General features: G+C 61.6%; 29 protein-coding genes. 16 read left to right on the plus strand and 13 right to left on the minus strand.

Annotation, left to right across the window (positions count from 1 at the left end; translation table 11 throughout):
* The first annotated feature begins 185 nt into the window (after positions 1-185).
* Positions 186-1232 carry an NAD(P)-dependent alcohol dehydrogenase gene (locus U5G49_RS13735; RefSeq protein WP_193445643.1) on the plus strand — a complete coding sequence of 349 codons (1047 nt, stop codon included), beginning with the start codon at positions 186-188 and terminating at the stop codon, positions 1230-1232.
* A 405-nt stretch (positions 1233-1637) separates the two neighbouring features.
* Here the strand turns inward: U5G49_RS13735 and U5G49_RS13740 are convergent, their stop codons facing one another.
* From U5G49_RS13740 to U5G49_RS13755, 4 genes are all read right to left on the minus strand, one after another.
* Positions 1638-2411 (minus strand): acyltransferase family protein, encoded by a 774-nt coding sequence (locus U5G49_RS13740; protein ID WP_246289279.1) that lies wholly within the window; start codon positions 2409-2411, stop codon positions 1638-1640.
* A gap of 115 nt (positions 2412-2526) precedes the next feature.
* On the minus strand, positions 2527-4473 hold the full coding sequence (locus U5G49_RS13745) for an elongation factor G (RefSeq protein WP_193445642.1): 1947 nt from the start codon (positions 4471-4473) through the stop codon (positions 2527-2529).
* 322 nt (positions 4474-4795) lie between these two features.
* A complete protein-coding gene (locus U5G49_RS13750) occupies positions 4796-6061 on the minus strand; it encodes an NAD(P)/FAD-dependent oxidoreductase (RefSeq protein WP_193445641.1) in 1266 nt (421 codons plus the stop codon).
* 108 nt (positions 6062-6169) lie between these two features.
* Positions 6170-6634 carry an Lrp/AsnC family transcriptional regulator gene (locus U5G49_RS13755; protein ID WP_018446488.1) on the minus strand — a complete coding sequence of 155 codons (465 nt, stop codon included), beginning with the start codon at positions 6632-6634 and terminating at the stop codon, positions 6170-6172.
* Positions 6635-6790: 156 nt separating this feature from the next.
* Between U5G49_RS13755 and U5G49_RS13760 the strand changes: the two genes are divergently transcribed.
* The 4 genes from U5G49_RS13760 (at position 6791) to U5G49_RS13775 (ending at position 10593) form a co-directional block, all read left to right on the plus strand.
* A complete protein-coding gene (locus U5G49_RS13760; RefSeq protein WP_193445640.1) occupies positions 6791-7510 on the plus strand; it encodes an aspartate/glutamate racemase family protein in 720 nt (239 codons plus the stop codon).
* A gap of 162 nt (positions 7511-7672) precedes the next feature.
* Positions 7673-8590: a bifunctional helix-turn-helix transcriptional regulator/GNAT family N-acetyltransferase gene (locus tag U5G49_RS13765; protein ID WP_018242778.1), complete on the plus strand. Its 918-nt coding sequence runs from the start codon at positions 7673-7675 to the stop codon at positions 8588-8590.
* Between the two features lie 60 nt (positions 8591-8650).
* Positions 8651-9274, plus strand: coding sequence for a TetR/AcrR family transcriptional regulator (locus U5G49_RS13770; RefSeq protein ID WP_193445639.1), 624 nt, complete (start codon positions 8651-8653; stop codon positions 9272-9274).
* Positions 9275-9384: 110 nt separating this feature from the next.
* Entirely contained in the window at positions 9385-10593 is a 1209-nt protein-coding gene (locus tag U5G49_RS13775; protein ID WP_193445638.1) for an MFS transporter, read from the plus strand.
* Between the two features lie 11 nt (positions 10594-10604).
* On the opposite strand, the gene U5G49_RS13780 is transcribed toward U5G49_RS13775, so the two are convergent.
* A complete protein-coding gene (locus U5G49_RS13780; protein WP_115157216.1) occupies positions 10605-11021 on the minus strand; it encodes a winged helix-turn-helix transcriptional regulator in 417 nt (138 codons plus the stop codon).
* A 137-nt stretch (positions 11022-11158) separates the two neighbouring features.
* Between U5G49_RS13780 and U5G49_RS13785 the strand changes: the two genes are divergently transcribed.
* Positions 11159-12046, plus strand: a complete 888-nt coding sequence (locus U5G49_RS13785) for an SDR family oxidoreductase (protein WP_193445637.1) — start codon at positions 11159-11161, stop codon at positions 12044-12046.
* A gap of 183 nt (positions 12047-12229) precedes the next feature.
* On the opposite strand, the gene U5G49_RS13790 is transcribed toward U5G49_RS13785, so the two are convergent.
* Positions 12230-12982: a pyridoxine 5'-phosphate synthase gene (locus tag U5G49_RS13790; protein WP_193445636.1), complete on the minus strand. Its 753-nt coding sequence runs from the start codon at positions 12980-12982 to the stop codon at positions 12230-12232.
* A 451-nt stretch (positions 12983-13433) separates the two neighbouring features.
* Here U5G49_RS13790 and U5G49_RS13795 point away from each other — a divergent pair, with 451 nt between their 5' ends.
* Positions 13434-14126 carry a MerR family transcriptional regulator gene (locus tag U5G49_RS13795; protein WP_018446495.1) on the plus strand — a complete coding sequence of 231 codons (693 nt, stop codon included), beginning with the start codon at positions 13434-13436 and terminating at the stop codon, positions 14124-14126.
* 76 nt (positions 14127-14202) lie between these two features.
* On the opposite strand, the gene U5G49_RS13800 is transcribed toward U5G49_RS13795, so the two are convergent.
* Positions 14203-15330: an ATP-dependent DNA helicase gene (locus U5G49_RS13800; protein ID WP_018074216.1), complete on the minus strand. Its 1128-nt coding sequence runs from the start codon at positions 15328-15330 to the stop codon at positions 14203-14205.
* 134 nt (positions 15331-15464) lie between these two features.
* Positions 15465-16391, minus strand: a complete 927-nt coding sequence (locus U5G49_RS13805; protein ID WP_130729238.1) for a LysR family transcriptional regulator — start codon at positions 16389-16391, stop codon at positions 15465-15467.
* 132 nt (positions 16392-16523) lie between these two features.
* Here U5G49_RS13805 and U5G49_RS13810 point away from each other — a divergent pair, with 132 nt between their 5' ends.
* The 4 genes from U5G49_RS13810 (at position 16524) to U5G49_RS13825 (ending at position 19989) form a co-directional block, all read left to right on the plus strand.
* Positions 16524-17003: a carboxymuconolactone decarboxylase family protein gene (locus U5G49_RS13810; protein WP_018242786.1), complete on the plus strand. Its 480-nt coding sequence runs from the start codon at positions 16524-16526 to the stop codon at positions 17001-17003.
* 67 nt (positions 17004-17070) lie between these two features.
* Positions 17071-17841, plus strand: coding sequence for an SDR family oxidoreductase (locus U5G49_RS13815; protein WP_193445635.1), 771 nt, complete (start codon positions 17071-17073; stop codon positions 17839-17841).
* Between the two features lie 53 nt (positions 17842-17894).
* The gene (locus U5G49_RS13820; protein WP_018446497.1) at positions 17895-18311 is read left to right on the plus strand and encodes a cupin domain-containing protein; all 417 of its coding nucleotides are present in this window, start codon (positions 17895-17897) and stop codon (positions 18309-18311) included.
* Positions 18312-18507: 196 nt separating this feature from the next.
* A complete protein-coding gene (locus U5G49_RS13825) occupies positions 18508-19989 on the plus strand; it encodes a mechanosensitive ion channel family protein (RefSeq protein ID WP_193445634.1) in 1482 nt (493 codons plus the stop codon).
* Positions 19990-20005: 16 nt separating this feature from the next.
* Here the strand turns inward: U5G49_RS13825 and U5G49_RS13830 are convergent, their stop codons facing one another.
* Together U5G49_RS13830 and U5G49_RS13835 are read right to left on the minus strand one after the other, a co-directional pair.
* The gene (locus tag U5G49_RS13830; protein WP_012758212.1) at positions 20006-20494 is read right to left on the minus strand and encodes an RrF2 family transcriptional regulator; all 489 of its coding nucleotides are present in this window, start codon (positions 20492-20494) and stop codon (positions 20006-20008) included.
* A gap of 133 nt (positions 20495-20627) precedes the next feature.
* On the minus strand, positions 20628-21203 hold the full coding sequence (locus tag U5G49_RS13835) for a MarR family winged helix-turn-helix transcriptional regulator (protein ID WP_193445633.1): 576 nt from the start codon (positions 21201-21203) through the stop codon (positions 20628-20630).
* Between the two features lie 143 nt (positions 21204-21346).
* Between U5G49_RS13835 and U5G49_RS13840 the strand changes: the two genes are divergently transcribed.
* The 5 genes from U5G49_RS13840 to U5G49_RS13860 all read left to right on the plus strand — a co-directional run bounded on the left by U5G49_RS13840 (position 21347) and on the right by U5G49_RS13860 (position 24011).
* A complete protein-coding gene (locus tag U5G49_RS13840) occupies positions 21347-21682 on the plus strand; it encodes a cupin domain-containing protein (protein ID WP_193445632.1) in 336 nt (111 codons plus the stop codon).
* A gap of 46 nt (positions 21683-21728) precedes the next feature.
* Positions 21729-22145 (plus strand): VOC family protein, encoded by a 417-nt coding sequence (locus U5G49_RS13845; protein WP_193445631.1) that lies wholly within the window; start codon positions 21729-21731, stop codon positions 22143-22145.
* A gap of 156 nt (positions 22146-22301) precedes the next feature.
* The gene (locus tag U5G49_RS13850; RefSeq protein WP_018242793.1) at positions 22302-22682 is read left to right on the plus strand and encodes a COG4315 family predicted lipoprotein; all 381 of its coding nucleotides are present in this window, start codon (positions 22302-22304) and stop codon (positions 22680-22682) included.
* 34 nt (positions 22683-22716) lie between these two features.
* The gene (locus tag U5G49_RS13855; RefSeq protein WP_193445630.1) at positions 22717-23232 is read left to right on the plus strand and encodes an RNA polymerase sigma factor; all 516 of its coding nucleotides are present in this window, start codon (positions 22717-22719) and stop codon (positions 23230-23232) included.
* Positions 23229-24011, plus strand: coding sequence for an anti-sigma factor family protein (locus U5G49_RS13860; RefSeq protein WP_193445629.1), 783 nt, complete (start codon positions 23229-23231; stop codon positions 24009-24011). The genes U5G49_RS13855 and U5G49_RS13860 overlap by 4 nt, the downstream gene beginning before the upstream one ends.
* Positions 24012-24014: 3 nt before the next feature.
* Here the strand turns inward: U5G49_RS13860 and U5G49_RS13865 are convergent, their stop codons facing one another.
* Genes U5G49_RS13865 through nthA form a run of 3 tightly spaced genes read right to left on the minus strand, consistent with a single transcriptional unit; the run spans position 24015 to position 25679 of the window.
* Positions 24015-24383, minus strand: coding sequence for a nitrile hydratase accessory protein (locus tag U5G49_RS13865; protein ID WP_018446503.1), 369 nt, complete (start codon positions 24381-24383; stop codon positions 24015-24017).
* Positions 24370-25029: a nitrile hydratase subunit beta gene (gene nthB, locus U5G49_RS13870; protein WP_193445628.1), complete on the minus strand. Its 660-nt coding sequence runs from the start codon at positions 25027-25029 to the stop codon at positions 24370-24372. Before nthB ends, U5G49_RS13865 begins: the two co-directional genes overlap by 14 nt.
* Positions 25026-25679 carry a nitrile hydratase subunit alpha gene (gene nthA / locus U5G49_RS13875; protein WP_193445627.1) on the minus strand — a complete coding sequence of 218 codons (654 nt, stop codon included), beginning with the start codon at positions 25677-25679 and terminating at the stop codon, positions 25026-25028. Before nthA ends, nthB begins: the two co-directional genes overlap by 4 nt.
* Positions 25680-25758: the final 79 nt, after the last annotated feature.

The raw sequence follows: 25758 nt of genomic DNA on the forward strand, positions 1-25758 counted from the left end.
CTCTCTGACGCCGGCGATACCGCTCTTATCTAGAGTGCCTTCGCCATTTCGCAAACAGGCTGGCGCCCCACTTTTGCAGGATCGTGCAAAAAGCTGAGAGGATCGCTCTAACCTTCTGCCGCCGTTCCGGGCAATAGTCCACCATCTCTTTCAACCCCCACCCACAATCGAAAAGGATGGTTCCCATGCCTATTGCAAGAGGCTACGCCGCGACCGACGCTTCCAAGCCGCTGACCCCTTTCACCTTCGAACGCCGCGATCCGAACCCCGATGACGTCGTTATCGACATCAAGTTTGCCGGCATCTGCCATTCGGACATCCACACTGTCCGGAACGAATGGAAGAACGCCGTCTATCCGATCGTGCCGGGCCATGAGATCGCCGGCATCGTCTCGGCCGTCGGCCCTGATGTGACCAAGTTCAAGGTCGGCGATCGCGTCGGCGTCGGTTGCTTCGTCGATTCCTGCATCGGCTGCGCCGAGCGCGACCTCGATCGGGAACAGTATATGCCCGGGCTCGCCGGCACCTACAATGACTTCGAAGCCGACCGCAAGACACGCACCCAGGGCGGCTATTCCGACTCGATCGTCGTCAGGGAAGGCTATGTCATGTCCATTCCGGACAATCTGCCGCTCGATGCCTCCGCGCCGCTGCTCTGCGCCGGCATCACGCTCTATTCGCCGCTGCGCCACTGGAATGCCGGCCCCGGCAAGAAGGTCGCGATCGTCGGCATGGGCGGCCTCGGCCATATGGGCGTCAAGCTCGGCGCCGCCATGGGCGCCGATATCACCGTTCTCTCCCAGAGCCTTTCCAAGAAGGAAGATGGGCTGAAGCTCGGCGCCAAGGAATATTACGCCACCAACGACCCGGAAACCTTCACGAAGCTTGCCGGCACGTTCGACCTGATCATCTGCACCGTCAGCGCCGAGATCGACTGGAATGCCTATCTCGGCCTCCTGAAGGTGGATGGTTCCTTCGTGGTAGTCGGCGCGCCGGAAAACCCGATCCCCGTGCATGCCTTCTCGATCATCCCCGGCCGCAAGAGCATTTCGGGCTCGATGATCGGCTCGATCAAGGAAACCCAGGAAATGCTCGACTTCTGCGGCGAGCACAACATTGTCTCCGAGATCGAGAAGATCAACATCCAGCAGGTCAACGAAGCCTATGAACGCGTTCTGAAGAGCGACGTCCGCTACCGCTTCGTCATCGACATCGCCTCGCTGGCGGCTTGAGGAACGAGGGGCGGCTCCCGCGGGGGCCGCCTGTCCATCCGGCCCGGACTGCCTGCAAACGGCCGTCTCGAAGTGTAGGTCGTCAATTCTGGACGGCTAGATAGGCCTCCAACGAAGCCACAATTTTCGACCAGGGGTCTGTATCGAGATAGCAATGAGGTACGCCATCAACGATGACAGGGGTAAAAGGAATGCCACCAGGGGAATTGCGTCTCGATGGCATTCGCCGCCCCAGGAGGTGTTTCCGAGCCCGAGATAATTGCGCAAAGCAAAACAATCGCCCACTCCGTACGTTGCGAGAAGAATGAGCAGCGGTACGTGCACGAGATAGAGAGGGTAGGATATCTCGCCCATCCAGGTGGCGATGCGTTCAAACCGTGCATTTCTTGCCAGACACAAGCCAAATCATATGATCATTGGGTGAGCGGCAAATGTCAGGAGCAGATAGTATTTTCTCTCGGTGAGGACGAATCCCGAATAAAGCACCGCAAGAGCAGCCACCAAAATCCAGCCAGGCCAGGCTGCAAGCCTGATGCGGAAGCCTCGTCGCCAAAGACAACTGAGAAGCACTCCGCCATAGAAAGATGCCAGAACCCGGGGAAAGCCCCCGACAATATCACCCCAAACAGAGCCCGGCGGGTACCGAAAGTACCACAGCGCAACGACGAACGCCGGCGCCGATAACGCGACAATAGAAACGGCCACTCGGAGACGAGCCGCAGTGAATAAAAAGACTGCGTTGGCCACGACTTCAAAGAACAACGACCACGCCGGGCCGTTCAAGGGCAGAATGCCGAGAACAGTGTCCGACGGCGCGGGAAGCATGAGCAGGCTGGCGACGGAGGAAACGGCAAAAGTGCTGAAGCTCCAGTTTTCAAGATGACCAATCAGTGGGAAAACCGAAGCAGCGCCCAGCAATGTGCAAACCAGGTAGACGGGGTACAATCGCGCAATACGGTGGCTAATGAAGTTTCGGCAGCCGTCCGCCTGCAACAGGCTCTCGCCGTATCTTTCCGCCAAAACGAAGCCGCTTAACATGAAGAAAAGATCGACGGCAGCATAAGCGACGGGAAACGCACTGCTGGAGTGATAGATAAGCACGAGTATTGCGGACGCTCCACGCAACAAGTCGAGCATCCAGAAACGATGCTTTCCGTCAGCAGATACGTCGCTTGTCATGCAAAGATCTCACGCTCTCTTCCCGGCCAGCGAGCTATGGTTATTCGATGTAGAGACCTTTGGCGAGGGAATAGCCCTACATCTACGTTCTCTATGCGTCGCCAGACTACTGTACTTAAATGGGAACAACCCTTAGGCGCAGCAGATATTCGGTGCCGTTGAACGGATCTGGCCCCGAACGCCGCCGCAGGCGCGGCGGGCCGGCGATCGGGGCGTAGTGATCGAAAGAGGTTTCCATGGTCCCCGCCCCGCTCGTCAGGCCCGGCAATTGCTGCTGGACGCTTTGGACCATCTGAGACGCCATGGTGCCCTCGAGCCGTGCGACGCCATCGGCGATCACCGAATCCGTCGTCGCCGCCGCCGATTTTGCAAGCAGGGTGAGCACGCCGCTCAAGTTCTCCATGGGCGCGACGAGATGAAAGCGGTCGACCGGCTCGCAGAGGACGGTCTGTGCGGCCGATAACGCCGTTGCCAGCACCCACGGCGTCAGCTGCCGGAAATCGGCAGCGGTGCTTGCGGGCGAGCTGTGGCGGGCTGCCGTCATCGCCACGTGGCAATCGATGACCTGCCAGCCGAAAATCCCCTGCTTCAACGTCTCAAACACGGTTTCCTCGACCGCCCGGTAAAAGGCGACCGGCATCTGGCCGACATCTACTTCGAGCGCGAAGCTGTTGCCTGCTCCAGGGGCGCGCGGCTCGACGCGCAGGCCGACGGTCGCGAGAAGAGGATTGGGCTCCTTGAAGAGGATCTGCAGGCCGCTCCCGGTCCCTAATGGCCTCTCGACCAGGATGACCGTGCTCTCCTCGAACCTTGCCTCGAGGCCGAAATCCGTCAGCAGGGTCGATTGGATAACCTCCTTCTGCACCTCGCCGTAAAGCGACACGTAGACTTCGTCCGCCTCCTCGTTCCGGCGCAGATTGATCAAGGGATCCTGTTCGGCCATCTGGTTAAGCGCCAGCCAGAGCGCCGCCTTGTCGGAAGGCCGATGGGCAAGAACGCGGGTTTCGAGCGCGGGCGGCGCGAAGTGAGCCCACTCGCCCAAAGGATTTCCGCCTACAGCATCACCGATGCGGGCGCCGGCAAGGCCGCTGACGCGCGCGATCTGCCCGGCGCGGAGGCTCTCGGCGCCATGAACCCGGCCGGCCTCGAACACATGGATCGCGGTAACCCGTTCCAGGCCTTTGGGCAGGCCCAGAGATTGCCGGAGCCGCACCGTGCCGGAGTTCAGGTAGATGTAGGAGAGCTTTTCCCCGCCCCAGCCGCGTTCGATCTTGAAGATCTTGCCCGCCACCGGACCATCCGGATCGGGGCGCCGCTCGGGCAGGATCGTCGCAATGGCCGATGCCAAAGCGGGGATGCCGGCGCCGGTCATCGCGGCGCCCGCGAAGACGGGATGCACGAGGCCTCTCGCTACCTGGTCAGCCAGGCAGCGCCAGAGCCTTGCCTCCGTCAGCCGATCGGGAGCGACGACATAGTCATCGAGCAGCGCCTCGTCATTTTCCCCGAGCGTCTCGCCGAGCGCCGAAAACAGCGGCTCGTCTCCCGGAGCGAGCGCCTCCACGCGGGCAAGCTTGGCTCCGGCGTCGATCACCGAGGACATGGCGATGGGGCGGACCGACAGCTGCGCGGCAAGAGCCTCCATCACATCCCGATAGCGCGCGCCGGGACGATCGACCTTGTTGACGAAGAAGATGAAGGGAACGCCGAGCCGCCGCAGCGCCCGGACCAGCACGCGCGTCTGCGCCTGCACGCCTTCGACCGCCGAAACGACGACGACCGCAGCATCCAGCAATCCGAGCACCCTCTCGACCTCGGCGATGAAATCGGGATGCCCAGGTGTGTCGATGAGATTGACGATCCTGTCGCCGATCGTGAACGACACCACCGCGGCCCTGATCGTGATGCCGCGTTGCCGCTCGAGTTCGAGAGTGTCCGTCTGTGTATTGCCGGTATCGACGCTGCCAAGCTTGTCGATCACCCCGGCGTTAAAAAGCAGTCTTTCGGTAAGGCTAGTCTTGCCTGCATCCACATGGGCGAGGATGCCCAGATTCAAAGTGCGCATGAACCACCAACTTCTCGGAAATTCGGATGTGATTTTCGTGAGAAGTGAATCGGCGCATTGGAACCTCTACCCGTTGTTACGGCTGGATGCGTAACTCCCGGTGGTTGGGAGACGCGGGTGGAATGCTAAATGTGTGTGCGGAGATATGTCAAGGTTGGGTGTATTGCATTTACGATGCGGGCGCGCCGGGAGTAGTTTCCTGTGTCGGGGGGGGGCCGTGGGATACCCCCTCTGCTTTGTCATGCCCGCGCCCTTAAGGCTTGCCCAAGATATGTCACAGGAATCCAACACCGTATTTGCACGGCGAATGAAAATCTCCCGTCTACCCCTCCTCCCGCATCGTCTCCCGCTGGGTGATCAGCCGGGCGCTGTGCTGGCCGCTGAGATAGATCCACAGCCAGCTCCAGGCGACGGAGAAGCGCGAGCGGGTGCCGATGAGGAAGTAGATATGGGCGATGCCCCAGATCCACCAGGCGATCCAGCCCTTGAGCTTGATCCGGCCGAAATCGATGATCGCCGCACTCTTGCCGATTGTCGCCAGGCTCCCCTGGTGCCAATATTTGAAAGGCGCCGGCGCCAGTTTGCCGGATATGCGGGCGCGGATGACCTTGGCGACGTAACCGCCCTGCTGCTTGGCGGCGGGCGCAATGCCCGGCACCGGCTTGCCGTCCTCACGTATGACCGACGCGGTATCGCCGACAACGAAGACGTCGGGTAGCCCCGGCGCACTCAGATCCTTCTCGACCACGACGCGCCCTGCCCGGTCGGCTGCAACACCAAGCCACCGCGCCGCCGGCGAGGCGGTGACCCCGGCTGCCCAGACGATCGTCCGGCTGGCAACGAAGGTCTCGCCGATCTTCACGCCGTCGGCGTTGCATTCGGTCACCGGCTTGCCGAGATGGATCTCGACCCCGAGTTTCTCCAGCGCCTTCTGAGCATAGGCCGAAAGCTCTTCGGCGAAGGTCGGCAGCACCCGCGGGCCAGCCTCGACCAGCACGACGCGGGTCTTGCGCGTATCGATGTTGCGGAATTCCTTGGGCAGCGTGAAATGGGCAAGCTCGGCAATGATGCCGGCCAACTCGACACCGGTCGGCCCGGCCCCGACGATGGTGAAGGTCAAAAGCGCATCGCGCACGGCAGGATCGCTCTCCATCTCCGCCTTCTCGAAGGCAAGCAGCACCCGCCGGCGGATCGTCGTCGCATCCTCCAGCGTCTTCAGGCCGGGCGCCACCGGCTCCCATTCGTCATGGCCGAAATAGGCATGCGTCGCTCCGGTAGCCAGCACCAGCGTATCGTAACCAAGAGTCATGCCGTTGCGTAAGGAAACAGTCTTCGCGCCACTGTCGACGCCCGTGACCTCGCCGAGCAGCACCGTCACGTCAGGCCGGTCGGCATAGAGGCGGCGGATCGGCCAGGCGATCTCGGAGGTGGAGAGAATGGTGGTCGCCACCTGATAGAGCAGCGGCTGGAAGAGATGGTGATTGCGCCGATCGACCAGCGTGATCCTGACGCCGGCACCCTTCAACCCGTTGACGAGCTGCAGCCCGCCGAAACCGCCGCCGACAACGACGACATGATGATCGCTCATGACATGCCCCTTTGCGCCATTTCGCTCAAAGCCAATGTGGCCTTCGCCGCAAAGGTTGCAACTGCCGTTTCGGCATACCTCCCCTGCATCCCGGTCGGTGGAGCTGCCTCAATCGGCGTACCCCACAGGGATTGCCGTGCCGCCCTTCAGAAGCTCCATCGAGATCGAGGCCGAGACGTCGAAGAGCTCGATCTTGCGCACAATCTGCTTGTAGATCACATCGTAATGCTCGACGCGCGGCAGCACGATCTTCAGGATGTAATCGTGGTTGCCGGTCAGCCGGTGCGCTTCGACGATCTCGGGAATGTCACTAATGATCCTGCGGAAGGTCTCCGTCCATTCGTCGGAATGATGTGCCGTCTTGACCAGCGCGAAGACCGTTGTCGGCACGCCCATCTTGTCCCGATCGAGCACGACGATGCGCCGGGCAATATGGCCGCTCTCCTCCAGCCGCTGGATGCGCCGCGAACACGCCGACACCGAAAGCGCCACGCGCTCGGCAAGATCGGTCACGGATATGCCCGCATCCTTCTGCAGCATGTCCAGAATGCGTCTGTCGCGATCATCAAGCATGTGTCAAACATAAACCTCTCGCCTCTTTTTTGCATGATTTCATAAAATCACGCAAAATCCCATCACCAATCTGAAACGAGAGACAAACAACGCAAACACGCCGCGCCGGGATTGCGGCATCATTTCGAAGTTCAGAAGCATGGAGAGCATGAAGAAATGGAAACGATCGGCCTGATCGGCGGCATGAGTTTCGAAAGTTCGGCGGTCTATTACCGCCTCGTCAACGAGATGGTGCGTGACCGCAAGGGTGGCCTCGCCTCGGCCGAACTCATCTTGCATTCGGTCAACTTCGAGGAGATCGTCGCCCTTCAGAAGGCCGGCGACTGGGATATGGCTGCCCGTCGCCTCGCCGACGTGGCTCTGCGCCTGCAGATCGCCGGCGCCGGCTGCATCCTCATCTGCACCAACACCATGCATCTGATTGCCGACAAGGTCGCGGAGAAGATCTCTGTGCCACTGATTCATATCATCGACGAGACGGCGAAATCGCTGCATGCGGCCGGCCGGAAGCGCCCGCTGCTGCTCGCCACTCGCTACACGATGGAGCACGGCTTCTACAGCGACCGCATGAAGAGCCTTGGTGTTGATATCATGGTGCCAGATGCTAGCGACCGCACGACCGTGCACGACATCATCTTCAACGAACTCTGCGCCGGCAAGGTGCTCGACAGCTCTCGCGACAAGCTCATGGCGGTGATTGCACACTCCATCGACAACGGCGCCGACAGCATCATCCTCGGCTGCACCGAGATCTGCCTGATCCTCGATCCCGACCATTTGCCGCTGCCGGGCTTCGACACCACAGCGATCCATGCGCGAGCGGCGGTCGATTTCGCGCTCGGTGCAGACGAGACCGCGGAAGAAGAAGCGGCCTGACATCAGCGAATTAGTTGACTCAGTCCATTAAATGCGGGACAAGATCTCCATCTGGAGATTCTTGTCAGCTTGTTGACAAACCTCGTTCTTGACTCGGCCTCATCCCGAGGATGTTGGCCGACTTTATCGGCGGTCTGACAAGATCTCCATTTGGAGATCATCATGTCTAACCTATCGCTCATTGAAACCGCCCGCGATTTCAACCGCTTCTATACGAACTTCCTCGGCCTCTTGAACAAGGCCTATCTCGACACGCCCTTCACGCTGACCGATGCCCGCATCCTCTTCGAGATCGGCTCGCATGGGGGCATCAGTGCTGTAGCGCTTGCCCGCGACCTGCAGCTCGACCCGGCCTATCTCAGCCGCATCCTAAAGCGTTTTCGCGCCGAAGGGCTGATCGAAACCAACCGCGACCCGGCAGATCTTCGCAGCCAGGTCATCATTGTCACCGATCAGGGACGAGAGACGTTCGAGGAACTCGGCCGACGCTCCAATGCGCAGATCGCCGCTCGTTTCGATCGCTTGGCGACTGGCGAACCGGAGGCCGCCGTCTCCGCCATGCACACGATCCGCGCGCTGCTCGACCCGGCGGCGAAGCCCGCGCCGGCCATCATCCGCGCCCACCGCGCCGGCGATATCGGCTGGATCGTTCAGAGCCAGGGCCGCTTCTACGCAGAAGAGTATGGCTGGGATCTGCGCTTCGAGGCGCTGGTCGCCGAGGTCGCCGGAAAATTCCTCGCCAATTTCGATCCGGCCAAAGAATATTGCTGGATCGCCGAACGCGGCGGCATCAATGTCGGTTCGGTCCTCGTCACCAATGGCGGCGACGGCATCGCCAAGCTTCGCCTGCTCTATGTCGACAAATCAGCCCGCGGTCTCGGGCTCGGCAAACTGCTGGTCGACGAATGCATCCACTTCTCCCGGCAGAAGGGCTACCGCGAACTCTCGCTCTGGACCAACGACATGCTGGAGACCGCCCGCGCCATCTACGTCAAGGCGGGCTTTCGTCTTGTCTCCGAGGAGAGACATAAGATGTTCGGCCCCGAGGCGAACGGCCAGAACTGGGTGCTCGATCTCTGAATTTGCTGCGTCGCAGAAATTTCACTTGATTTGGAAACGTTCATTCCCTAATTAAGCGCGATGACCGTTGCCACTCTCACACCAGAAGCAAAGACCCGCAGCCGTGGCCGTCCGCGTGAGTTCGATATGGACGCAGCACTCGATGCAGCGCTGCGCGTCTTTTCCGAACGCGGCTACCATGCCGCCTCCATCAGCGAATTGACCGAAGCAATGGGTCTTGCTTCCGGGAGCATCTACAAAGCATTCAAAGATAAGCGCGGCATCTTTCTCGCTGCTTTCGCCCATTATCGAAAACTCGGCCGACGGCGGCTGGAAGCGATGATCGCGTCTGCGAAGACCGGTCGCGAGAAGGTCTTCCAGATGGTGATGTATTATACCGAACTCTCCTATGGCGAAGCCGGCCGCAAAGGCTGTCTCGTCGTTGGCGGCGCCAACGACTTCGCCCTGCTTGACGAAGAAGCCGCTGCCCACGTCGTGACGGCCTTTGCCGCGGACGAAAAGCTGATGGCCGATCTCATCCGCATCGGCCAGGCAGATGGCACCATTACGAAGACAGTAGACCCGGATGCCGCCGCCCTCGCCTTTCTCTGCTTTACCAAGGGCCTGCGCGTCATCGGCAAAACAGGACGCAGCAGGGAAGAGATGATGTCTGCGGCCGAGGCCGCGATGAAGCTCGTGACCTGAACAGTCCACACCGTGGACGAGAGAAATACCGGCATTCGGTCAAGGATCGCGTGGCCGCAGCCAGCACTTTTGCATTCAATCCTTTCAATCTTTGAATACCGGAGTTTCTGATGAGCATTTCAGCCACCACGCCGGATGAGGCCATTCCCAGGGCGCTATCCCCCTGGCTAACCTTCCTTTTCGCCGCCGCCTGCGGGCTGGTGGCCGCCAATCTCTATTACGGCCAGCCGCTGGCCGGCCCGATCAGTGCCGATCTCGGCTTCACGCCTGCCGCTACCGGTCTGATCGTCACGCTGACGCAGATCGGCTACGGCCTCGGCCTGCTGCTGATCGTGCCGCTCGGCGACCTCACCGAAAACCGTCGTCTGGTGTTGACGCTGATCGCCGTCTCCGCCGTTGCGCTCATCGGCGCGGCGCTGTCGTCGACGCCCACGACCTTCCTCATCGCCTCGCTCTCTATCGGTCTTTCATCGGTCGCAGTTCAGGTCCTGGTTCCCTTCGCCGCCAACATGGCGCCGGATGCAACGCGCGGCCAGGTCGTCGGCAACGTCATGAGCGGCCTGCTCTGCGGCATCATGCTCGCCCGCCCCTTCGCAAGCTTCGTCGCCGAGGCCTCCTCCTGGCACGTGGTCTATTACGTCACCGCAGCGCTCATGCTCGTGCTCGCCGTCGTCTTGCGCATCAACCTGCCGGTTCGCGTGCCGAAAACGAAGCTGCGCTATGGCGAACTGCTCGCCTCCATGGGCCATCTGGCGCTCACCTCGCGCGTCCTGCAGCGCCGGGCGCTCTATCAGGCCGGCATGTTCGGCGCCTTCAGCCTGTTCTGGACGACGACGCCGCTGCTGCTCGCAAGCCCGGCCTTCGGCCTGACGCAGAACGGCATTGCCCTCTTCGCACTTGCAGGTGCGGCCGGCGCCGTCGCTTCGCCGATCGCCGGCCGGCTTGCCGACCGCGGCATGACGAAGATCGCCTCGACGCTTGCCATGCTGCTCGGCATGGCTGCCTTCCTGATCGGCCATTTCGCCAGCGATGGCTCGCTTGGTGCTTTGCTGCTCTTGACGGCAGCGGCAATCCTTCTCGATTTCGGCGTGACGACCAATCTCGTCTGCGGCCAGCGCGCCATCTATGCGCTGAACCCGGAACACCGCAGCCGGCTCAACGGCCTCTTCATGGCAACCTTCTTTGCCGGCGGCGCGCTCGGCTCGGCGCTCGGCGGCTGGGCCTATGCGACCGGAGGCTGGACAATGACGGCCTGGATCGGCTTCTGCTTCCCGGCGTTGGCCTTCCTGCTGTTCCTGACGGAAGGACGCGGCAAGTAGAGGAAAGCGGCCTATTTGTCAGCGGAATCAAATTGAGAACGGGCGGCGCGAACGGCATCATGGTTCGCTTCCGCCCAGTTCAGAAGCTGCGACAGCGGCTGGTAGAGGGAGCGTCCGAGTTCGGTCATCGAATATTCGACGCTCGGCGGCTTGGTCGGGAATACCTCGCGGTCGATATAACCATCCCTCTGCAGGTCGCGCAGCGTCTGCGTCAGCATGCGCTGCGAAATATCGGGGATCATCCGCCGCAGCTCGCCGAAGCGATAAGGCCGATCCGCCAGCACCTCGAGCAGCAGCGTCGACCATTTGCCGCCGATCTGCTGCATCATGTCCCTGACCGGGCAATTGCCGAAATCGAGGCCGGCGAGATCGATCTCGCGCCGCGCGCCCGGCATCCTGTTCTTCAGACTGACGACCGCACCGCTCATCTGCTGGTTCCCTTTTGGTAACGTAGAGCCGAAAAACTGCCTCCTTTACATCGCTAAGTCAATTCCTATTCTAGTGTTACTCTCTTTTTGAGACCACCTACACAACACAGCCAGCACAACACAGAAGGAAACGACGTATGAGCGAAATCATCCTGGTCACCGGCGCTGCCGGGCAGCTCGGCCAGCGTGTCATCCATCACCTCATCGAGACCTACAAGGTCGCTCCCGGCAACATTGTCGCGGCGACGCGCAGCCCGGAAAAGCTCTCCGAACTCGAAAAGAAGGGCGTCGTCACCCGCAAGGCCGATTTCGATGACGCGGCAGGCCTGGAGAAGGCTTTCGCCGGCGTCGACCGGCTGCTGATCATCAGCACCGATGCGCTGGACACTCCCGGCAAGCGCCTCGCCCAGCACAAGGGCGCCGTTGCAGCGGCCGTCAAGGCTGGCGTCAAGCACATCGCCTACACCTCTATGCCGGCGCCCGAGGATTCGCTTGTCACCTTCGCGCCCGATCATCTCGGCAGTGAAAACGCCATCGAGGCAAGCGGCATCGCCCATACGATCATCCGCGACGCCTGGTATCACGACAATTACCTGCACGGCATGCCGCACAACCTGCAGGGTGGCAAATGGTATAGCGCCACGGGCGACGGCAAGGTCTCGACCATCTCGCGTGACGACTGCGCGCGGGCGATTGCCGCAGCCCTTGCCTCTGGCACCTCGGAGAGCGCCACCTATACGCTGACCGGCGCGCAATCGCTGAACAACCGACAGATCGCCGCCATCGTTTCCGAGGTCGCCGGCAAGCCGCTAGAGGTGATCGACGTCAATGATGAACAACTCGGCCAGGGCATGCGCGGCGCCGGCCTTCCCGGTTTCGTCGCCGACATGCTGGTTTCTGCCGACGCCAACACCCGCGCCGGCAAGTTCGACATCGTCACCGAAGACTTCACCAAGCTGACCGGCAAACAGCCGCAGCCGCTGAAGGATTTCTTCGTCGAACACACGGCGGCCCTGACCGCCTGAGGCTATGCCGCCCATTGAGCCTTTCGCTGCATCCCTGCGCTTGCTGCAGGGATGCAGCGCCACCGGACTTTAGACGCGAAAAACTTCTTCATTTCAGACTCTTCCTGCGCGGCGCATTGTGTGAATCGCGATCAGAAGCGTCGCGGTTCGATTCCAGTCAGAGCACTGAAAGAGACGCCCTGATCAGACCACCTGCCCGCAGGCCCGGCAAAAGCGCCGCACCGTTTCCGCCATGCCGTATTCCAGCGCATCGGCGGTCAGCCCGTGACCGATCGAAACCTCGGCAAGAGCGGGAATGCGCTTCACCAGCGCTGGCAGGTTTTCCACTGTCAAATCGTGGCCGGCATTGACGGCGAGGCCGATTGCGACGGCTGCATCGGCCGTCCGTCCAAGCGCTTCAAGAATCGGGCCTGCCCGCTCCGGCGCGTCGAAGCAACCGCCATAGGGGCCGGTATAGAGTTCGATCCGATCGGCGCCGACCGCCTTGGCGATCTCAACCGCCTGTGCGTCCCCGTCACCATCGGCAAACAGCGACACCCGGCATCCCATCGTCTTCAGCCGCGCGACGGCATCGGTCAGGAACGCCTGGTGCTTGCGGAAATCCCAGCCGTGATCGGAGGTCGCCTGGGCGGGATCGTCAGGCACCAGCGTCACCTGCTCGGGTGCCGCCCCGGCGCAGAGTTCGAAGAATTCCTCTGTGGGATAGCCCTCGATATTGAACTCGGCCTTGGGGAATTCGTCGTCGATCAGGTTGCGGATCACAGGCAGGTCGGAAAAGCGGATGTGCCGCTGGTCGGGGCGCGGATGCACCGTCAGGCCGCTCGCACCAGATTTCAGCGCGATACGCCCGAGCGCTTCGACGCTCGGCCAGGGCAGGTCGCGCCGGTTGCGCAGCATGGCGACGGCGTTGAGGTTCACGGAGAGCTTGGCGGACATGGCGAGATCCATCGGTCACGGAAATGGGAGGCCCCTGCTTTTAAGCCAACTGCTCCGCGATGGCCAACGAGATTCACAAATGGATGCGATGCCAATCGCTGATGGGCACCGAAATTACGCTGAGCATTTGCCGCGCGCGTACCGCAGATAGTAAATCCCGTCGGCTTTGAAGAGGACCGCCAGATCCCGCAGTGCAGCACATGTTTTTGTGCAACACACCCAAGAACCCGGCAAAATATGCCGGTAAAGTTGCTATCCCATTTAAAAGAGATTATTTTTAGCACTTATAAAAAAGATCGTTCACGCATAACGTGGACATCGTATCGCGTAGAGTACGCCGCGTACTGCTTCTTTCCCACTGAGAAGAACGCCTAGAGGAAACCCCACTCGCCGCGCATGGGAAGCAACTGGCAAAACCGCATGAGGTGCAACAACATGCCCAGGAGGGTTCATGCCAGACGGTTCCAAACGCCTGTTTGCCACCGCCGGTATCGCTTCGGAGGCCCGATCGAAATATCGGTTCCTGCCTTCAGCCGCGCTACCGCCGGATCTACCGGACGGTCCGGTGCCCATTGCCGACATGGCAAACGCATTCGGCGTCACGCACAGGACACTGCATTTCTATGAAGAGAAAGGGTTGATTTCAGCCAACCGCATCGGCCTGATGCGGGTCTACGGCCAGGATGATGTGATGCGCATGGCCGTCATCACAGTCTGCCGCGATACAGGCATGCCGATCGCCGTCATCCAGGAACTGATGGACGAACTCCGCAACGCTGATTCGCAGGAAACGGCCGAGGCGATGTTCCGCGAGGCCTTGCAGGTACGCAAGCGCGAACTGACGGCGGAGATGTCGACGCTGCACCGCCAGCTCCAGCAGGTCGGCGACCTCCTGGATTACGACGGCAGCGTCGAGGAGCCGCCGTTAAACGACAATCAGGACAGTGCAAGCCTGACCGCAGAGGAGCGGCGTTGCCTGGAACTGATGGCGGAGGGTTATTCCACCCAACGCATCGCCCGGGCGCTCGACCTGAAGCATGACGAAACCCGTGACCTGGAGGCCGGAATCATCCTTAAATTCCGCGCCAACAACCGCTTCCAGGCTATCGCCAAGGCAGTTCTGCTCGGCATCGTGCAGGCCTGAATCACGCCCCGACGGCCGCCACCGTCTCCTCTTTCTTCTGTCCGATCAGCAGATGCGACCTGCGGGTGCGATGGGATCAGCGAACGATCGTCAGCGTCTCCGCCGCGCGGGTGATCGCGGTATAGAGCCAGCGTTCCCGCGTGTCGCGAAACGCCCAGCTCTCGTCGAAGAGCACGACATCATTCCATTGAGAACCCTGCGCCTTGTGAACGGTGAGCGCATAGCCGTAGTCGAACTCGTCATAGCGCTTGCGGGTGTTCCAGGGGATCTCGCCCTCGACGTCCTCGAAGGCCTGTTTCAGCAGCTTGATCTTGGCAGCCCCGCGGTCCATGTCATCGTCTTCGGGGCGGACGAGCAGATTGATGCCGGGCTTCGTCGTTTCCTTGGACGAGGTCATTACCTGCCAGAGCGAACCGTTGAGCAGGCCCTTGGCTGGATCATTCCGCAGGCAGACGAGCTTGTCGCCGGTCTGGGGATAATCGGCATTGAAGCCTTTCAGCTCGCGCAGGCGCTGATTGTAGCGCCGACGCGTCCTATTGGTGCCGACGAGCACCTGGTCGGCGTCGAGGACCAATTGCTGCGTCACCTCGTTCTTCGAGATCACCTTGGCCGTGCCGTAGTCACCGTACATCACCTCATTGCCTTCGCGCACCTGCATGGCGAGCTTGATGATCGGATTGTCGCGCGCCTGGCGGTGGATATCGGTGAGCAGGTAGTCCGGCTCCTGATTGGTGAAGTAGCCGCCACCGGTAACCGGCGGCAACTGGCCGGGATCACCGAGCACAAGGATCGGCGTGCCGAAGCTCATCAGATCCTTGCCGAGCGCCTCGTCGACCATCGAGCATTCGTCGACGATGATTAGCGCCGCCTTCGCGACCGGGCTCTGCCGGTTGATCGAAAACATCGGCGCGATCGAGGTCTTGCCTGTTTCCTCGTCTTCCACCGCCTCCTCGCCGCGCGGCCGATAGATCAGCGAATGGATCGTCCGGGCGTTGGAGGCGCCGCGCGAGCGCAGCACCTGCGCCGCCTTGCCGGTAAAGGCGGCAAAGAGCACGTCGCCATCGACATTCTCGGCGAAATGCTTGGCAAGCGTCGTCTTCCCTGTCCCGGCGTAGCCGAACAGGCGAAAGAGCGGCGAGCGCCCTTCCTTCAGCCATTTCGAAACAGCCTTCAGGGCTTCGTCTTGTTGCGGCGCAAATTGCATGATCGCAGGACTTGGCAGGATTCGCGGCCTTTAGGCAAGGCGGAAACTGGCGAGGCAAGGCCAATGACGGCAAATCCGCCCGGCGCCAAACCCGCTGCAGCTTCCGCCGTGCACGATAAGCCGCCCGCCGACAGTCATCCCTCCCACCGCCGGCCCGCGCTGCTCGCGCACATTGACGGGTCCTGCCCGATGGCATCGGTCAGAAAGTCCAGAACCGCTTTGACGCGCAACGGTATGTTTCTTCGTGAGGGATAGACGACATAGATCGGCAGCCGGGTCGGTTGAAAGTCGTTCATGACAGGGATCAGCCGGCCCGCGACGATATCCGGCACGGCGACGATGTGGGAGAGCACCGCCAGTCCTGCGCCGGCAAGGGCCGCCCTGTGAATGGCGACGGCGCTGCACGCGGTCAGCCGCGGCGAGATCCTGACGGATATGTCTTCCGAGCCGTTCGAGAACGACCATGAACAGGCATCGCCGGCTCTGCTGTAGCACAGGCATTCATGGTCCTTGATGTCCTTCGGTGTCCTCGGAGACGCCTTGCGCGCGAGATAGGCGGGCGAGGCGACGAGGAATGCCGTCGTCCAGCCGATGCGCCGGCAAACGAGGCTGCTGTCTGCGACGGAACCCAGACGCACTTCGACGTCGAGGCGTTCCTCGATCATATCGGAGCTTTGTTCCCTGAGGAGCAGTTCCACAGAGAGTTTCGGATGGGCGGCAAGAAGATCGCCCAGCCGTTCGCTGAGATAGAGGCCGAGCGGTGCGGGAACGCTCAGCCTCACCTTTCCCGAAGCCACGGCTCCATCCGATCCGGCGGCATCGCCAAGCTCCTCCACGGCTTCGAGAATCCGGAGCGCCATCGGCAGCATGCGCTCCCCCTCCGCCGTCAGCGACAGGCCGCTCGTCGTGCGATGCAGGAGGCGGATGTTGAAATGGCCCTCGAGGGCCGCGACCTGTCGCGAGACCGCCGGCTGCGTCACATCGAGATCGTGCGCCGCCGCCGAAAACGAGCCCGTCTCGACGACGCGCTGAAAGGTCCGCAATGCCGAAACGATATCCATGCCTGCCCCCTCATACTTCTGCGCATAGGCTTTATGCCGCCAGACTATGCGAGAATGGCTTTACAGTCCAGCAATTAAGGATATCTTTTATCCATAAGGATATCTAATATCCTTAATTAGAGGAGAAATGACATGACCCAGCGATTGAACTACGCCCAGCAGTCCCCCGAGCTTTTCAAGAAGTTCATGGAATTCAGCATGGCTCTGCGCAGCAGCGTGATCGACGAGAAGCTGCAGGCCCTCGTCGAAATCCGCGCCTCGCAGATCAATGGATGCGGCTTTTGCCTCGACATGCATGTCAAGCAGGCAAAGATCCACGGCGAGACCGAACTGCGTCTCTATCACGTCGCCATCTGGCGGGAATCGAACCTGTTCGTTCCCCGCGAGCGTGCAGCCCTTGCCTGGACCGAAGCGCTGACGAACCTTCCCGAGGGCGGCATTCCAGACGAGATTTACGAACGGGTTCGCGGCCAGCTTTCCGAGAAGGAAATCTCGGACCTGACCTTTGTCGTCATGGCCATCAATGCCTGGAACCGCGTCAATGTCGGTTTCAAGACCGTGCCCGGCACGGCCGACAAGGCCTACGGCCTCGATAAGGCCGGCCTGAACTAAACCGCGCAATTCCTTGAGAAGATTCACCTTGACGCTGCCGCACCCCGGCGGCGAACGGAGATCCATTATGAAAATCGTTGTCATCGGCGGAACCGGCCTCATCGGTTCGAAGACTGTCGAACGCCTGCGCAAGCGCGGACATGACGTGATTGCCGCATCGCCGAACTCCGGCGTCAACACAATCACCGGGGAAGGATTGGCGGAGGCGCTCTCGGGCGCCGAAGTTGTGCTCGACCTCGCCAATTCGCCGTCCTTCGAAGACAAGGCCGTGCTCGAATTCTTCGAGACCTCGGGCCGCAATCTTCTCGCCGCCGAAAAACTCGCCGGCGTCAGGCACCATATCGCCCTCTCCGTCGTCGGCACCGAGCGTCTGCAGGAAAGCGGCTATTTCCGCGGCAAGCTCGCTCAGGAAATGCTGATCAAGGCATCGGGCATTCCCTATACCATCGTGCATTCGACGCAGTTCATGGAATTCCTCGGCGGCATCGCCCAATCGGGGACGGTCGGCCAGACGGTCCGCCTGTCGCCGGCCTATGTGCAGCCGATCGTTTCCGACGACGTCGCCGATGTCATGGCGGATGTGGCTCTCGCACCGCCCGCCAATGCGACGATAGAGATATCAGGTCCGGAACGGGCGCGCCTCAGCGAACTCGTCGCCCGGTATCTGAAGGCCATGAAGGACCCGCGCACCGTCGAGGCCGATGCCGATGCGAAATATTTCGGCGCGAGACTCAACGATCAGTCGCTCGTTTCCGACAACAACCCGCGGCTCGGCTCGATCACCTTCGAGCAGTGGTTCGCAAAGTCCGCCCAGCCAAAGCGATCCGACTTGCCCTGAGGACGCGGCCACTCGGGCGCATCCTGCCCCACCCTGCAACCATGGAGATTCCGATGATCAGAACATCATTCCTCGCCGGTGCGCTCGCCCTTCTGGCAGCCACGGGCGCTAGCGCCGATGAGGGCAGCAAAGCTGCCAAGGTGACGCTCGTCTATGAACACGAACTTCCAAACGTACCGGGCAAGAGCATCAAGGGCGTGCTGGTCGAGTACGGTCCAGGCGGCTTCTCCGAAGGCCACACCCATCCCGATACGGCCTTCATCTACGCCACCGTGCTCGAAGGAGCGATCCGCAGCCAGGTCAACGACGGCCCCGTCAAGGTCTATCAGGCCGGAGAGAGCTTCTCCGAAATGCCGGGCGACCGCCATGGTGTCAGCGCCAACGGCAGCAAAACGAAGCCAGCCCGCTTGCTCGCCGTCTTTGTCGTCGATACCAAGCAGAAAGAGCTGACCTATCCGCTCAAGAAGTAATGATCCGCATTACAGCGCCGCCTGTCTTTCAGACGCGCAAAGGACGCTGTAACACTTTCAACCCTCTCGTCGTGCTTTCCAAAAATCGGTTCCGATTTTCGGGCCGATGCGATACCGCCTGCGCAAGCCCCGATGCTTGCGCAAGCGGTCGAGATGCTGAATCATGGGCGGCTCGCCCCATTCCGGAGACAGAGAGATGATTGACGACGCGCTCTTCGGTAAACCTCTGATATCCCTCATTACGATAGGTTTGGCCGGTATCGTCGTCTGGCATCTTCTCTCCCGCCAACGGCCGACGACCCGACTGGTGGTGCAAATCCTCTTCTTCGCGATGATGACGTTGATCCTCGTCGTCAGCGGCATCGAACCACACCGGTTTCAAGGGTATGAGTCCGAGGATCCGCAGGCTTTGCTCGTCATCGTCGCGAAATCGCTCTGGTGGATCCATCTGGCATGGGCCGTCATCGGTTTCATCAGGCTGTATCTGGTGCTGGAGGGCAGTCCGCGAGAGGCCCGCCTGCTCCAGGATCTCGTCATCGGCGTCGTCTATATCGGCATGGCCCTGTCAGTTCTGGCTTTCGTCTTCGGCGTGCCGATCGGCACGCTCGTCGCGACCTCGGGCGTCGTCGCCATTATTCTCGGCCTGGCGCTCCAGAACACGCTCGCCGACGTCTTCTCCGGCATCGCGCTGACGCTCGGCCGGCCCTACATCATCGGCGACTGGATCCTTCTCAGCGACGGTACGGAGGGGCGCGTCGTCGAAAGCAACTGGCGCGCGACACACATCCTGACCAGCGCAAACAATGTTGTCGTTCTGCCGAACAGTTTTCTGGCAAAGCTCGGCCTCACGAATGTAAGCCGGCCGGACGAGACCCATCTCCTGGTCCTCACTATCCGCATCGCTCCGACGCGGATGCCGGCATCGGTCCGCCAAGTCATGGCAACGGCGCTGGCGAGCTGCAATTCGATCGTGCGCGAGCCGCCGCCGGTCGTGGCGCTCAAGGGGCTGGATGCCACGGCGCTGGAGGTCGAGCTGCAGTTCCGGGTGACGAGCCCGAGCCAACGGGTGCCGGCACGAAACGAGGTGCTCGATCTCGTCTATCGTCACTGCAAATCGGCCGGCCTGCTTTTGGCTGTTCCGGCCGCGGCCTCAGTCCTGACGGGCGATCTGCCGACCGAAGAAAGCGCACGGCCGCCCCGTGTAACGCCGCTCGAACTGATCGAGGCCATTCCGATCTTTGCGACGCTGACATCAGATGAAAAGCAGAAACTCGCCGAGACCACGGCCGTGCGGGAATTCCGCAAGGGCGATGTCCTCGTGCGGGAGGGCGAAATGCTCCCGTCGCTGATGATGGTGCGGGCGGGCATCATCGCGGCGCGGCACGGAGATGAGGAGCGCGGGCGCCTCGCTCCGGGTGATTTTTTCGGAGAGACCGGCCTGCTCGCCGGCATGCAGGAAGCCTGCACCCTGGAAGCTCTGACCTCCGTGACCGCGTATGAGATTGATCAAGAGGCCTTCGCGCCGCTGCTAAGCGAACGCCCGGCGCTGGCGGAAGAAGTCGCCGACCATCTCGCCAGCCGCGCCGAGCGTTTCCGCAACGGCGCCTCCTTGCCCCCGGAACATGCCCGCAGTGCGCATGCCATCCTGAAGACCATCAGGACCATCTTCAAGGCGTAGAGATCGGCACCCCCGCTCAGCCGGCGCGCTTGAGCACCCATTCGAACGTGCTCCGCCAAATGTCGGCCGGCACTTCCTCGGACAAGGTGCCGACCAGATCGGAAAGCCGGACGCGCCTCAGCGTATCCCGCCAGGCCTCGTCGGCCTCCCACATGATGCGCGCGACCGCGCATGGCTTGCTGTCGCAGTATCCTTCCGGCCGGCAGGGATTGTTCGCCCGGATGTTCGTACAGGTGAAGCTGCGGGCCTTCCCCTCGACCGCCTCGACGATCTCGAGAAAATTGATATCCGAGGGGGTCTTGGCAAGCCTGTAGCCGCCACTCGGGCCGAGCGTGGTCTCGACAAGCGATGCCTGCGAAAGGCTTTGCAGTGCTTTGGAGAGATATTCCTTCGGCAGACCATGAAGCTCGGCGAGCGCCTTGGTGGAAAGATACCTGCCCTCTGGCAGGCCCGCGAGAATGGCGCAGCAGTGAAGCGCCCACTCGACCTGGCTTTTCAGGATCATTCAGCAACTCGTGTGATGGCTGGCTCTGCCAATGGAATTAAGGACAAATCATATCCGAAAACCGACACGATGTAAATGAGCCGCAAAAGCAGCGTGTTGTTGCCTGAACGGCGATGCGGGCTCCGATCTCCACTCAGCCCGCGTTCTCATCCTCTCCCCGCGCCTGCTCATTTTCAATTCCGGCGATCAGCTTGCGCAGCAGCGCAGCGAGCGCCTCGCGCTCCTTTCCGTCAAGAGCCTGCAGAAAAGAAGCTTCGCTCGCCATGTCGGTGCGGAAAGCCTTTTCGGCGAGTGCCGCACCCGCTTCGCTCAATGCCACCAGCACGCTGCGCCCATCGCATGGTGATTTCTCCCGGCGGATCAGCCCCGCCTTCTCCAGCCGGTCAAGCCTGTGGGTCAGGCCTCCCGAGGAGATCATCAGCGCCGAATACATCTCCGTCGGGGTCAGCCGGTAAGGCGGTCCGGAACGGCGAAGCGTTGCAATCACGTCGAATTCGCCACGGTCGAGGCCAAAATCGGCAAAGGTCGCCTCGATGCTGGGGCGCACCAGGTTCGACAGCCGAAAGGCCCGCCCCAGGATCGCCATCGGCTCCGTGTCGAGGTCGGGCAGTTCCACCGCCCATTGCCGGCGCAGCCGGTCGACATGGTCATCCCCGGGGCGGTCCTCGTCCCCAGGGCGATCGCGGTCCCCTTCAGTTCCATTCATCATTCTCTGCCTCATATCGACACACGCGAGACATACACCTTCCACCCGAGTCACGGAAGATATCTTGACAAGAAGATAGTTTTAAGAATATATCTTCTCGCGAAGATAGTTTTGTGTTCATAGACAGAACGAGCGGGAGGCACGTGATGCTCAGGATTCTTCGCCACCGGGAAGTGCGACCCAATCAGAGCCGCACTGTCCGCTTCGAAGGCCGCGACTATGGCGGCGAGATATCGCTCTTTCTCGTCGACAACGAGCCCGGCCAGGGGCCCGACCTGCACGTCCATCCCTATTCCGAGACATGGGCGGTCAGGAAGGGCGAAGCCGAGTTCACCGTAGGCGACGCCAAAACCCGCGCCTTTCCCGGCGATATCGTCGTCGTAGCCGCCAACATTCCTCACCGTTTCGAGAATGTCGGCACGGGACGGCTCGAAATCGTCTGCATTCATGCCAGCGATACGATCGTGCAGGAGTTTGTGTGAGAAGAAACCGTCGCCCCGAAAGGGGAAGGAAGAGGAGGAAACTGCCATGCCCAAAATGATCTTCGTGAACCTGCCGGTGAAAGACCTTGCCGCTGCCACCCGCTTCTATGAAGCGATCGGGTGCAGCAAGAACGACCAGTTCAGCGATCACCAGGCGTCGAACATGGTCTGGTCCGAGGCAATTATCTTCCACTTGCTGACGCGCGATTTCTTCGCGAGCTTCACGCCGAAACCCGTTGCCGAAGCGCAGAAGGCGAGCGAGATGCTGATCGCGCTGACGATGGACAGCCGTGAACAGGTGGACGCCATCGTCGAGGCGGCCGGAGTGGCCGGCGGCAGGGCCGATCCGCGCGCGCCGACGGACATGGGCTGGCTCTATAATCGCGCCTTCGAGGATCCCGATGGCCATATATTCGAAGCAGTGTGGGTCGACATGGCGGCGGCGGCCGCCACCGGAGAGTAGCCAACAAGGCGCCGGGCGCGACGTGCGCGACGAAACCGGCTTCGGCCTACCACGCCCGCCATCAAAACTTTTCCGGCGCTATGGAATAAAACCGCCTCGCCTCGTGTCTCATCTCAGGTATCGCAAGACTGCGTGCCCAATCTGAGGAGAGACACCATGAAATCCGTGAAATTTCTGTCCGTCGTGGCGGCTGCCACCTTTGCCGCGACCGCTGCTTTCGCCGCGCCTCCTGTCAAAACAGTCGAATCCGAAAAGGGCAAGGTGCTTGCTGGCGAAAACGGCATGACGCTCTACACCTTCAAGAAGGACGTCAAGGGCGTTTCCAATTGCAACGACGACTGCGCCAAGAACTGGCCGCCGCTGATGGCCGCTGGTGATGCCAAGGCCGATGGTGCATATTCGATCGTCGATCGCAAGGATGGCACGAAACAATGGGCCAAGGACGGCATGCCGCTCTATTTCTGGGTCAAGGACAAGAAGGCCGGCGACATCACCGGCGATGGCGTCGGCGGCAACTGGGATCTTGCCAAACCTTGATCGCGAAGACCCCGATCACAAGAAAGCTGCCGGCGTGAAAACACCCGCACCCGAAACCTTCGAGGGCCAGATCCTGGCCCTCCTGCCCTCGCTCAGGCGCTATTCGCGCAGCCTGACACGCTCGGATACCGATGGCGAGGATCTGCTCCAGGATTGCGTCGAGAAGGTTCTCACACGCCGCGGCCAATGGCGCGGCCTCAACCTGCGCGGCTGGGTCCTGACCATCATGACCAATCTTTACCGCAACGGCCGACGCGGCAAGGCGCGCGACGGCCTCGTCGAGCTTGACGCCGCAGAGGATCTGGCCGCGTCCGAACCGCCGGCCGATCCGCTCGAGCGCGCCCGCCTAGATGATGCGCTGAACAGCCTTTCAGAGGAGCACCGCGCCGTGCTGATGCTCGTGGTCATCGAAGGATACACCTATGGCGAGGTCGCCGCCGCGCTCGATATCCCGATCGGCACCGTCATGTCCCGCCTGTCACGCGCCCGCCGGCGCGTCGCCGAGCGATTGAAGGCCGACAACATCATTAGGCTTCGGAGACCGAAATGAACGAGACCAATCCGAGCGTCACCGAAGCCGACCTCCACGCCTATGCCGACGGCCAACTGCCGGAAACGGCGCGCGCCCGCATCGAGGCCTTCCTGGCCGACAATCCCGACGAGGCGGCCATGCTCGCCGAATGGCAGGCGCAGAATGGGGCCATCCGGTCGCTGTTTGCCGGTTATGAGAAGGCGAAGGACACCGATCGTCTGCTCGTCGCCCCACCGCGCGCCGTCTCATCGGGGCCGAAACGCTGGGCGATCGCCGCATCAGCCCTCCTCGTCTTCACGCTCGGCGCCCTCAGCGGCCATTATGGCCAGGCACTTCTGGAAAAGCCGGAGCTGCAGCTTGCCGGCTCCGAAACCCTGCCGAAACAGGCTGAGACCGCCTTCACGGTCTATGCCGCCGAGGTTCGCCACCCCGTCGAGGTCTTCGCCGACGAGGAGGCTCATCTTGCCACCTGGCTCGGCAAGCGTCTGGCAATCCAGAATCTCAAGATCCCGAACCTGCAGCCGCTCGGCTTCAAGCTGGTTGGCGGCCGCTTGCTGCCGGTCGATGGCCGGCCAGGCGCCATGTTCATGTACGAGAACCAGGCTGGCGAGCGCCTGACTGTCCTGGTTGGCCGCAACACGGAAAATAGCACGACGAGCTTCCGCTTCGCCTCATCAGGCAATATCGAGACCTTTTACTGGATCGACGGCGAACTCGGTTATGCCGTCACCGGCGAAATCTCCCGCGAGACGCTGCGGGAGGTAGCAGAAGAGTGCTACAAGCAATTCCCGTCGTGAGGATCAGCGTGAGGGATCGTTGCCGAGCTCGATCGGCCGGCCGTGCGGCGTCGCTTCCGCCGCCCGCTGCCAACTCTGTTGCAGTGCCTGGATCGTATCCGCATCGGCGATGCCGCGGTTGACGATGAGGTCCGAGAGAGCAGCCACCCAGCAGTCAAAATAGTCGCTGCCATCTTCGGCCCGGCCAGGCTTGTGCAGTTGCGCGGAAAGCGTTTCAGCCCATTCGCTCCAACTGAACAGGCCTTTTGCGTGCAGGTGCACGGTCATGGCAAAAGCTTCCGCCGCCCACGGCTCGGGAAAGACCGGCTCGCCCTTCGGCGACCTCGGCAGCCCGGACGATTGCGTCAGCGGCGATGTCTCATGCCGGCTCAAGATAGCCCTCCCAGGCATCGATCGACACCGTCAGCGTTGGATCGGCATCCTCGCCCCAGATCTCCGCACCGTCGAAAACGACCGTATAGAGCCATTGCGGGTTCTCGCCCTTGCCATGCGCATTGTCGTCGGGAAAGACGAACGAACCCTGCACCGCCTCGACCACACCGGTCCTGGCGCGGGCATAACGCGGCAGGCGCGTATGCGTCGCCGGATTGAAGTTCTTCGTCCTCACCGTCTCACCGACCACGAAGAGCGGCGCGGTCTCGACAGGACGATCACAAGGCCCACCCTTGGCCAGCACGGTGGGCACCATGTCCGCCTTCAGCACGCGTTTTGGAACCGCTCCTGCCTGCTGCGCATGACCGGACAGCAATTCCGCACGCGTCGCAAAGCCATGCCGTTCGATCAGCTTGTCGATGCCGCGGATCCAGATCTCGTAATAGCTGGCGGCGAGGTAATCGGCCGGCGGAATATTCTCGCGCGCATGCCGGCTTTCATCGATCGTCCAGGCGCCGAAAGCGCCGCAGGAAAGCGTGATGCCGAGTGCCCGCTTTTCCCAATCGGCATGGAAATAGGGCTCGTCCTTTTCGGGCGCGACAGGCCCGAAGCCCATCTGCCCGCCGAGATCGTGCGGTCCGTTCATGTGGCGCTCTCCGGCTTGCGGGCAACGGCCGTGCCGATCATCGCATCGCGGCTGACGAGCTCGGCAAGCGACTGCTCGTCCATGCCTTCCGTACCTTCGGGCCGCTCCGGGATGACGAGATAACGCAGCTCCGCCGTCGAATCCCAAACGCGGATCTTCTGGTTCTCAGGCAGCATCAGCCCGAATTCGGTCAGCACGCCGCGCGGATCGATGACGGCGCGCGAGCGATAGGCCGGCGCCTTGTACCAGACCGGCGGCAGGCCGAGCACCGACCAGGGATAACAGGAGCAAAGCGTGCAGACGACGAGGTTATGGGTCTCGGCCGTGTTGAAGACGGCACGCATGTGCTCGCCCTGCCGGCCGGTGTAACCGAGGCTTGATATCGCCGCCGTCGCATCGCGCTTCAGCCAGTCGGCGAAATCGGCATCGCTCCAAGCCCTGGCGACGACATGGGCGCCGTTTCTCGGTCCCACCTTGGTCTCGTAGGTATCGACGATCGCATCGATCGCCGCCGGATCGATCAGCCCCTTCTCCGTCAGCAGCGTTTCCAGCGCCTTCACGCGCGCCTGCATGTCGGAATAATGATTGTCATGATCGTGCCCGTGGGCGTGCTCATCTCCGTGAGCATGGTCGTCGTCATGGTCGTGCAAGGCGATGCCCTCCCGAAACTGCCCGCTCTTTCTAACATATGCCGCAGGCCCGCCAAGCCCTTCTATGTCTCATGCGCTT

The organism is Rhizobium indigoferae, from assembly GCF_034554815.1.
Classification (GTDB): domain Bacteria; phylum Pseudomonadota; class Alphaproteobacteria; order Rhizobiales; family Rhizobiaceae; genus Rhizobium; species Rhizobium leguminosarum.

Excerpts from the sequence above, each read along its gene's own strand:
- U5G49_RS13735 (WP_193445643.1), top strand. The coding sequence starts at position 186 with ATGCCTATTGCAAGAGGCTACGCCGCGACCGACGCTTCCAAGCCGCTG.
- U5G49_RS13740 (WP_246289279.1), bottom strand. The coding sequence starts at position 2,411 with ATGACAAGCGACGTATCTGCTGACGGAAAGCATCGTTTCTGGATGCTC.
- U5G49_RS13745 (WP_193445642.1), bottom strand. The coding sequence starts at position 4,473 with ATGCGCACTTTGAATCTGGGCATCCTCGCCCATGTGGATGCAGGCAAG.
- U5G49_RS13750 (WP_193445641.1), bottom strand. The coding sequence starts at position 6,061 with ATGAGCGATCATCATGTCGTCGTTGTCGGCGGCGGTTTCGGCGGGCTG.
- U5G49_RS13755 (WP_018446488.1), bottom strand. The coding sequence starts at position 6,634 with ATGCTTGATGATCGCGACAGACGCATTCTGGACATGCTGCAGAAGGAT.
- U5G49_RS13760 (WP_193445640.1), top strand. The coding sequence starts at position 6,791 with ATGGAAACGATCGGCCTGATCGGCGGCATGAGTTTCGAAAGTTCGGCG.
- U5G49_RS13765 (WP_018242778.1), top strand. The coding sequence starts at position 7,673 with ATGTCTAACCTATCGCTCATTGAAACCGCCCGCGATTTCAACCGCTTC.
- U5G49_RS13770 (WP_193445639.1), top strand. The coding sequence starts at position 8,651 with ATGACCGTTGCCACTCTCACACCAGAAGCAAAGACCCGCAGCCGTGGC.
- U5G49_RS13775 (WP_193445638.1), top strand. The coding sequence starts at position 9,385 with ATGAGCATTTCAGCCACCACGCCGGATGAGGCCATTCCCAGGGCGCTA.
- U5G49_RS13780 (WP_115157216.1), bottom strand. The coding sequence starts at position 11,021 with ATGAGCGGTGCGGTCGTCAGTCTGAAGAACAGGATGCCGGGCGCGCGG.
- U5G49_RS13785 (WP_193445637.1), top strand. The coding sequence starts at position 11,159 with ATGAGCGAAATCATCCTGGTCACCGGCGCTGCCGGGCAGCTCGGCCAG.
- U5G49_RS13790 (WP_193445636.1), bottom strand. The coding sequence starts at position 12,982 with ATGTCCGCCAAGCTCTCCGTGAACCTCAACGCCGTCGCCATGCTGCGC.
- U5G49_RS13795 (WP_018446495.1), top strand. The coding sequence starts at position 13,434 with ATGCCAGACGGTTCCAAACGCCTGTTTGCCACCGCCGGTATCGCTTCG.
- U5G49_RS13800 (WP_018074216.1), bottom strand. The coding sequence starts at position 15,330 with ATGCAATTTGCGCCGCAACAAGACGAAGCCCTGAAGGCTGTTTCGAAA.
- U5G49_RS13805 (WP_130729238.1), bottom strand. The coding sequence starts at position 16,391 with ATGGATATCGTTTCGGCATTGCGGACCTTTCAGCGCGTCGTCGAGACG.
- U5G49_RS13810 (WP_018242786.1), top strand. The coding sequence starts at position 16,524 with ATGACCCAGCGATTGAACTACGCCCAGCAGTCCCCCGAGCTTTTCAAG.
- U5G49_RS13815 (WP_193445635.1), top strand. The coding sequence starts at position 17,071 with ATGAAAATCGTTGTCATCGGCGGAACCGGCCTCATCGGTTCGAAGACT.
- U5G49_RS13820 (WP_018446497.1), top strand. The coding sequence starts at position 17,895 with ATGATCAGAACATCATTCCTCGCCGGTGCGCTCGCCCTTCTGGCAGCC.
- U5G49_RS13825 (WP_193445634.1), top strand. The coding sequence starts at position 18,508 with ATGATTGACGACGCGCTCTTCGGTAAACCTCTGATATCCCTCATTACG.
- U5G49_RS13830 (WP_012758212.1), bottom strand. The coding sequence starts at position 20,494 with ATGATCCTGAAAAGCCAGGTCGAGTGGGCGCTTCACTGCTGCGCCATT.
- U5G49_RS13835 (WP_193445633.1), bottom strand. The coding sequence starts at position 21,203 with ATGATGAATGGAACTGAAGGGGACCGCGATCGCCCTGGGGACGAGGAC.
- U5G49_RS13840 (WP_193445632.1), top strand. The coding sequence starts at position 21,347 with ATGCTCAGGATTCTTCGCCACCGGGAAGTGCGACCCAATCAGAGCCGC.
- U5G49_RS13845 (WP_193445631.1), top strand. The coding sequence starts at position 21,729 with ATGCCCAAAATGATCTTCGTGAACCTGCCGGTGAAAGACCTTGCCGCT.
- U5G49_RS13850 (WP_018242793.1), top strand. The coding sequence starts at position 22,302 with ATGAAATCCGTGAAATTTCTGTCCGTCGTGGCGGCTGCCACCTTTGCC.
- U5G49_RS13860 (WP_193445629.1), top strand. The coding sequence starts at position 23,229 with ATGAACGAGACCAATCCGAGCGTCACCGAAGCCGACCTCCACGCCTAT.
- nthB (WP_193445628.1), bottom strand. The coding sequence starts at position 25,029 with ATGAACGGACCGCACGATCTCGGCGGGCAGATGGGCTTCGGGCCTGTC.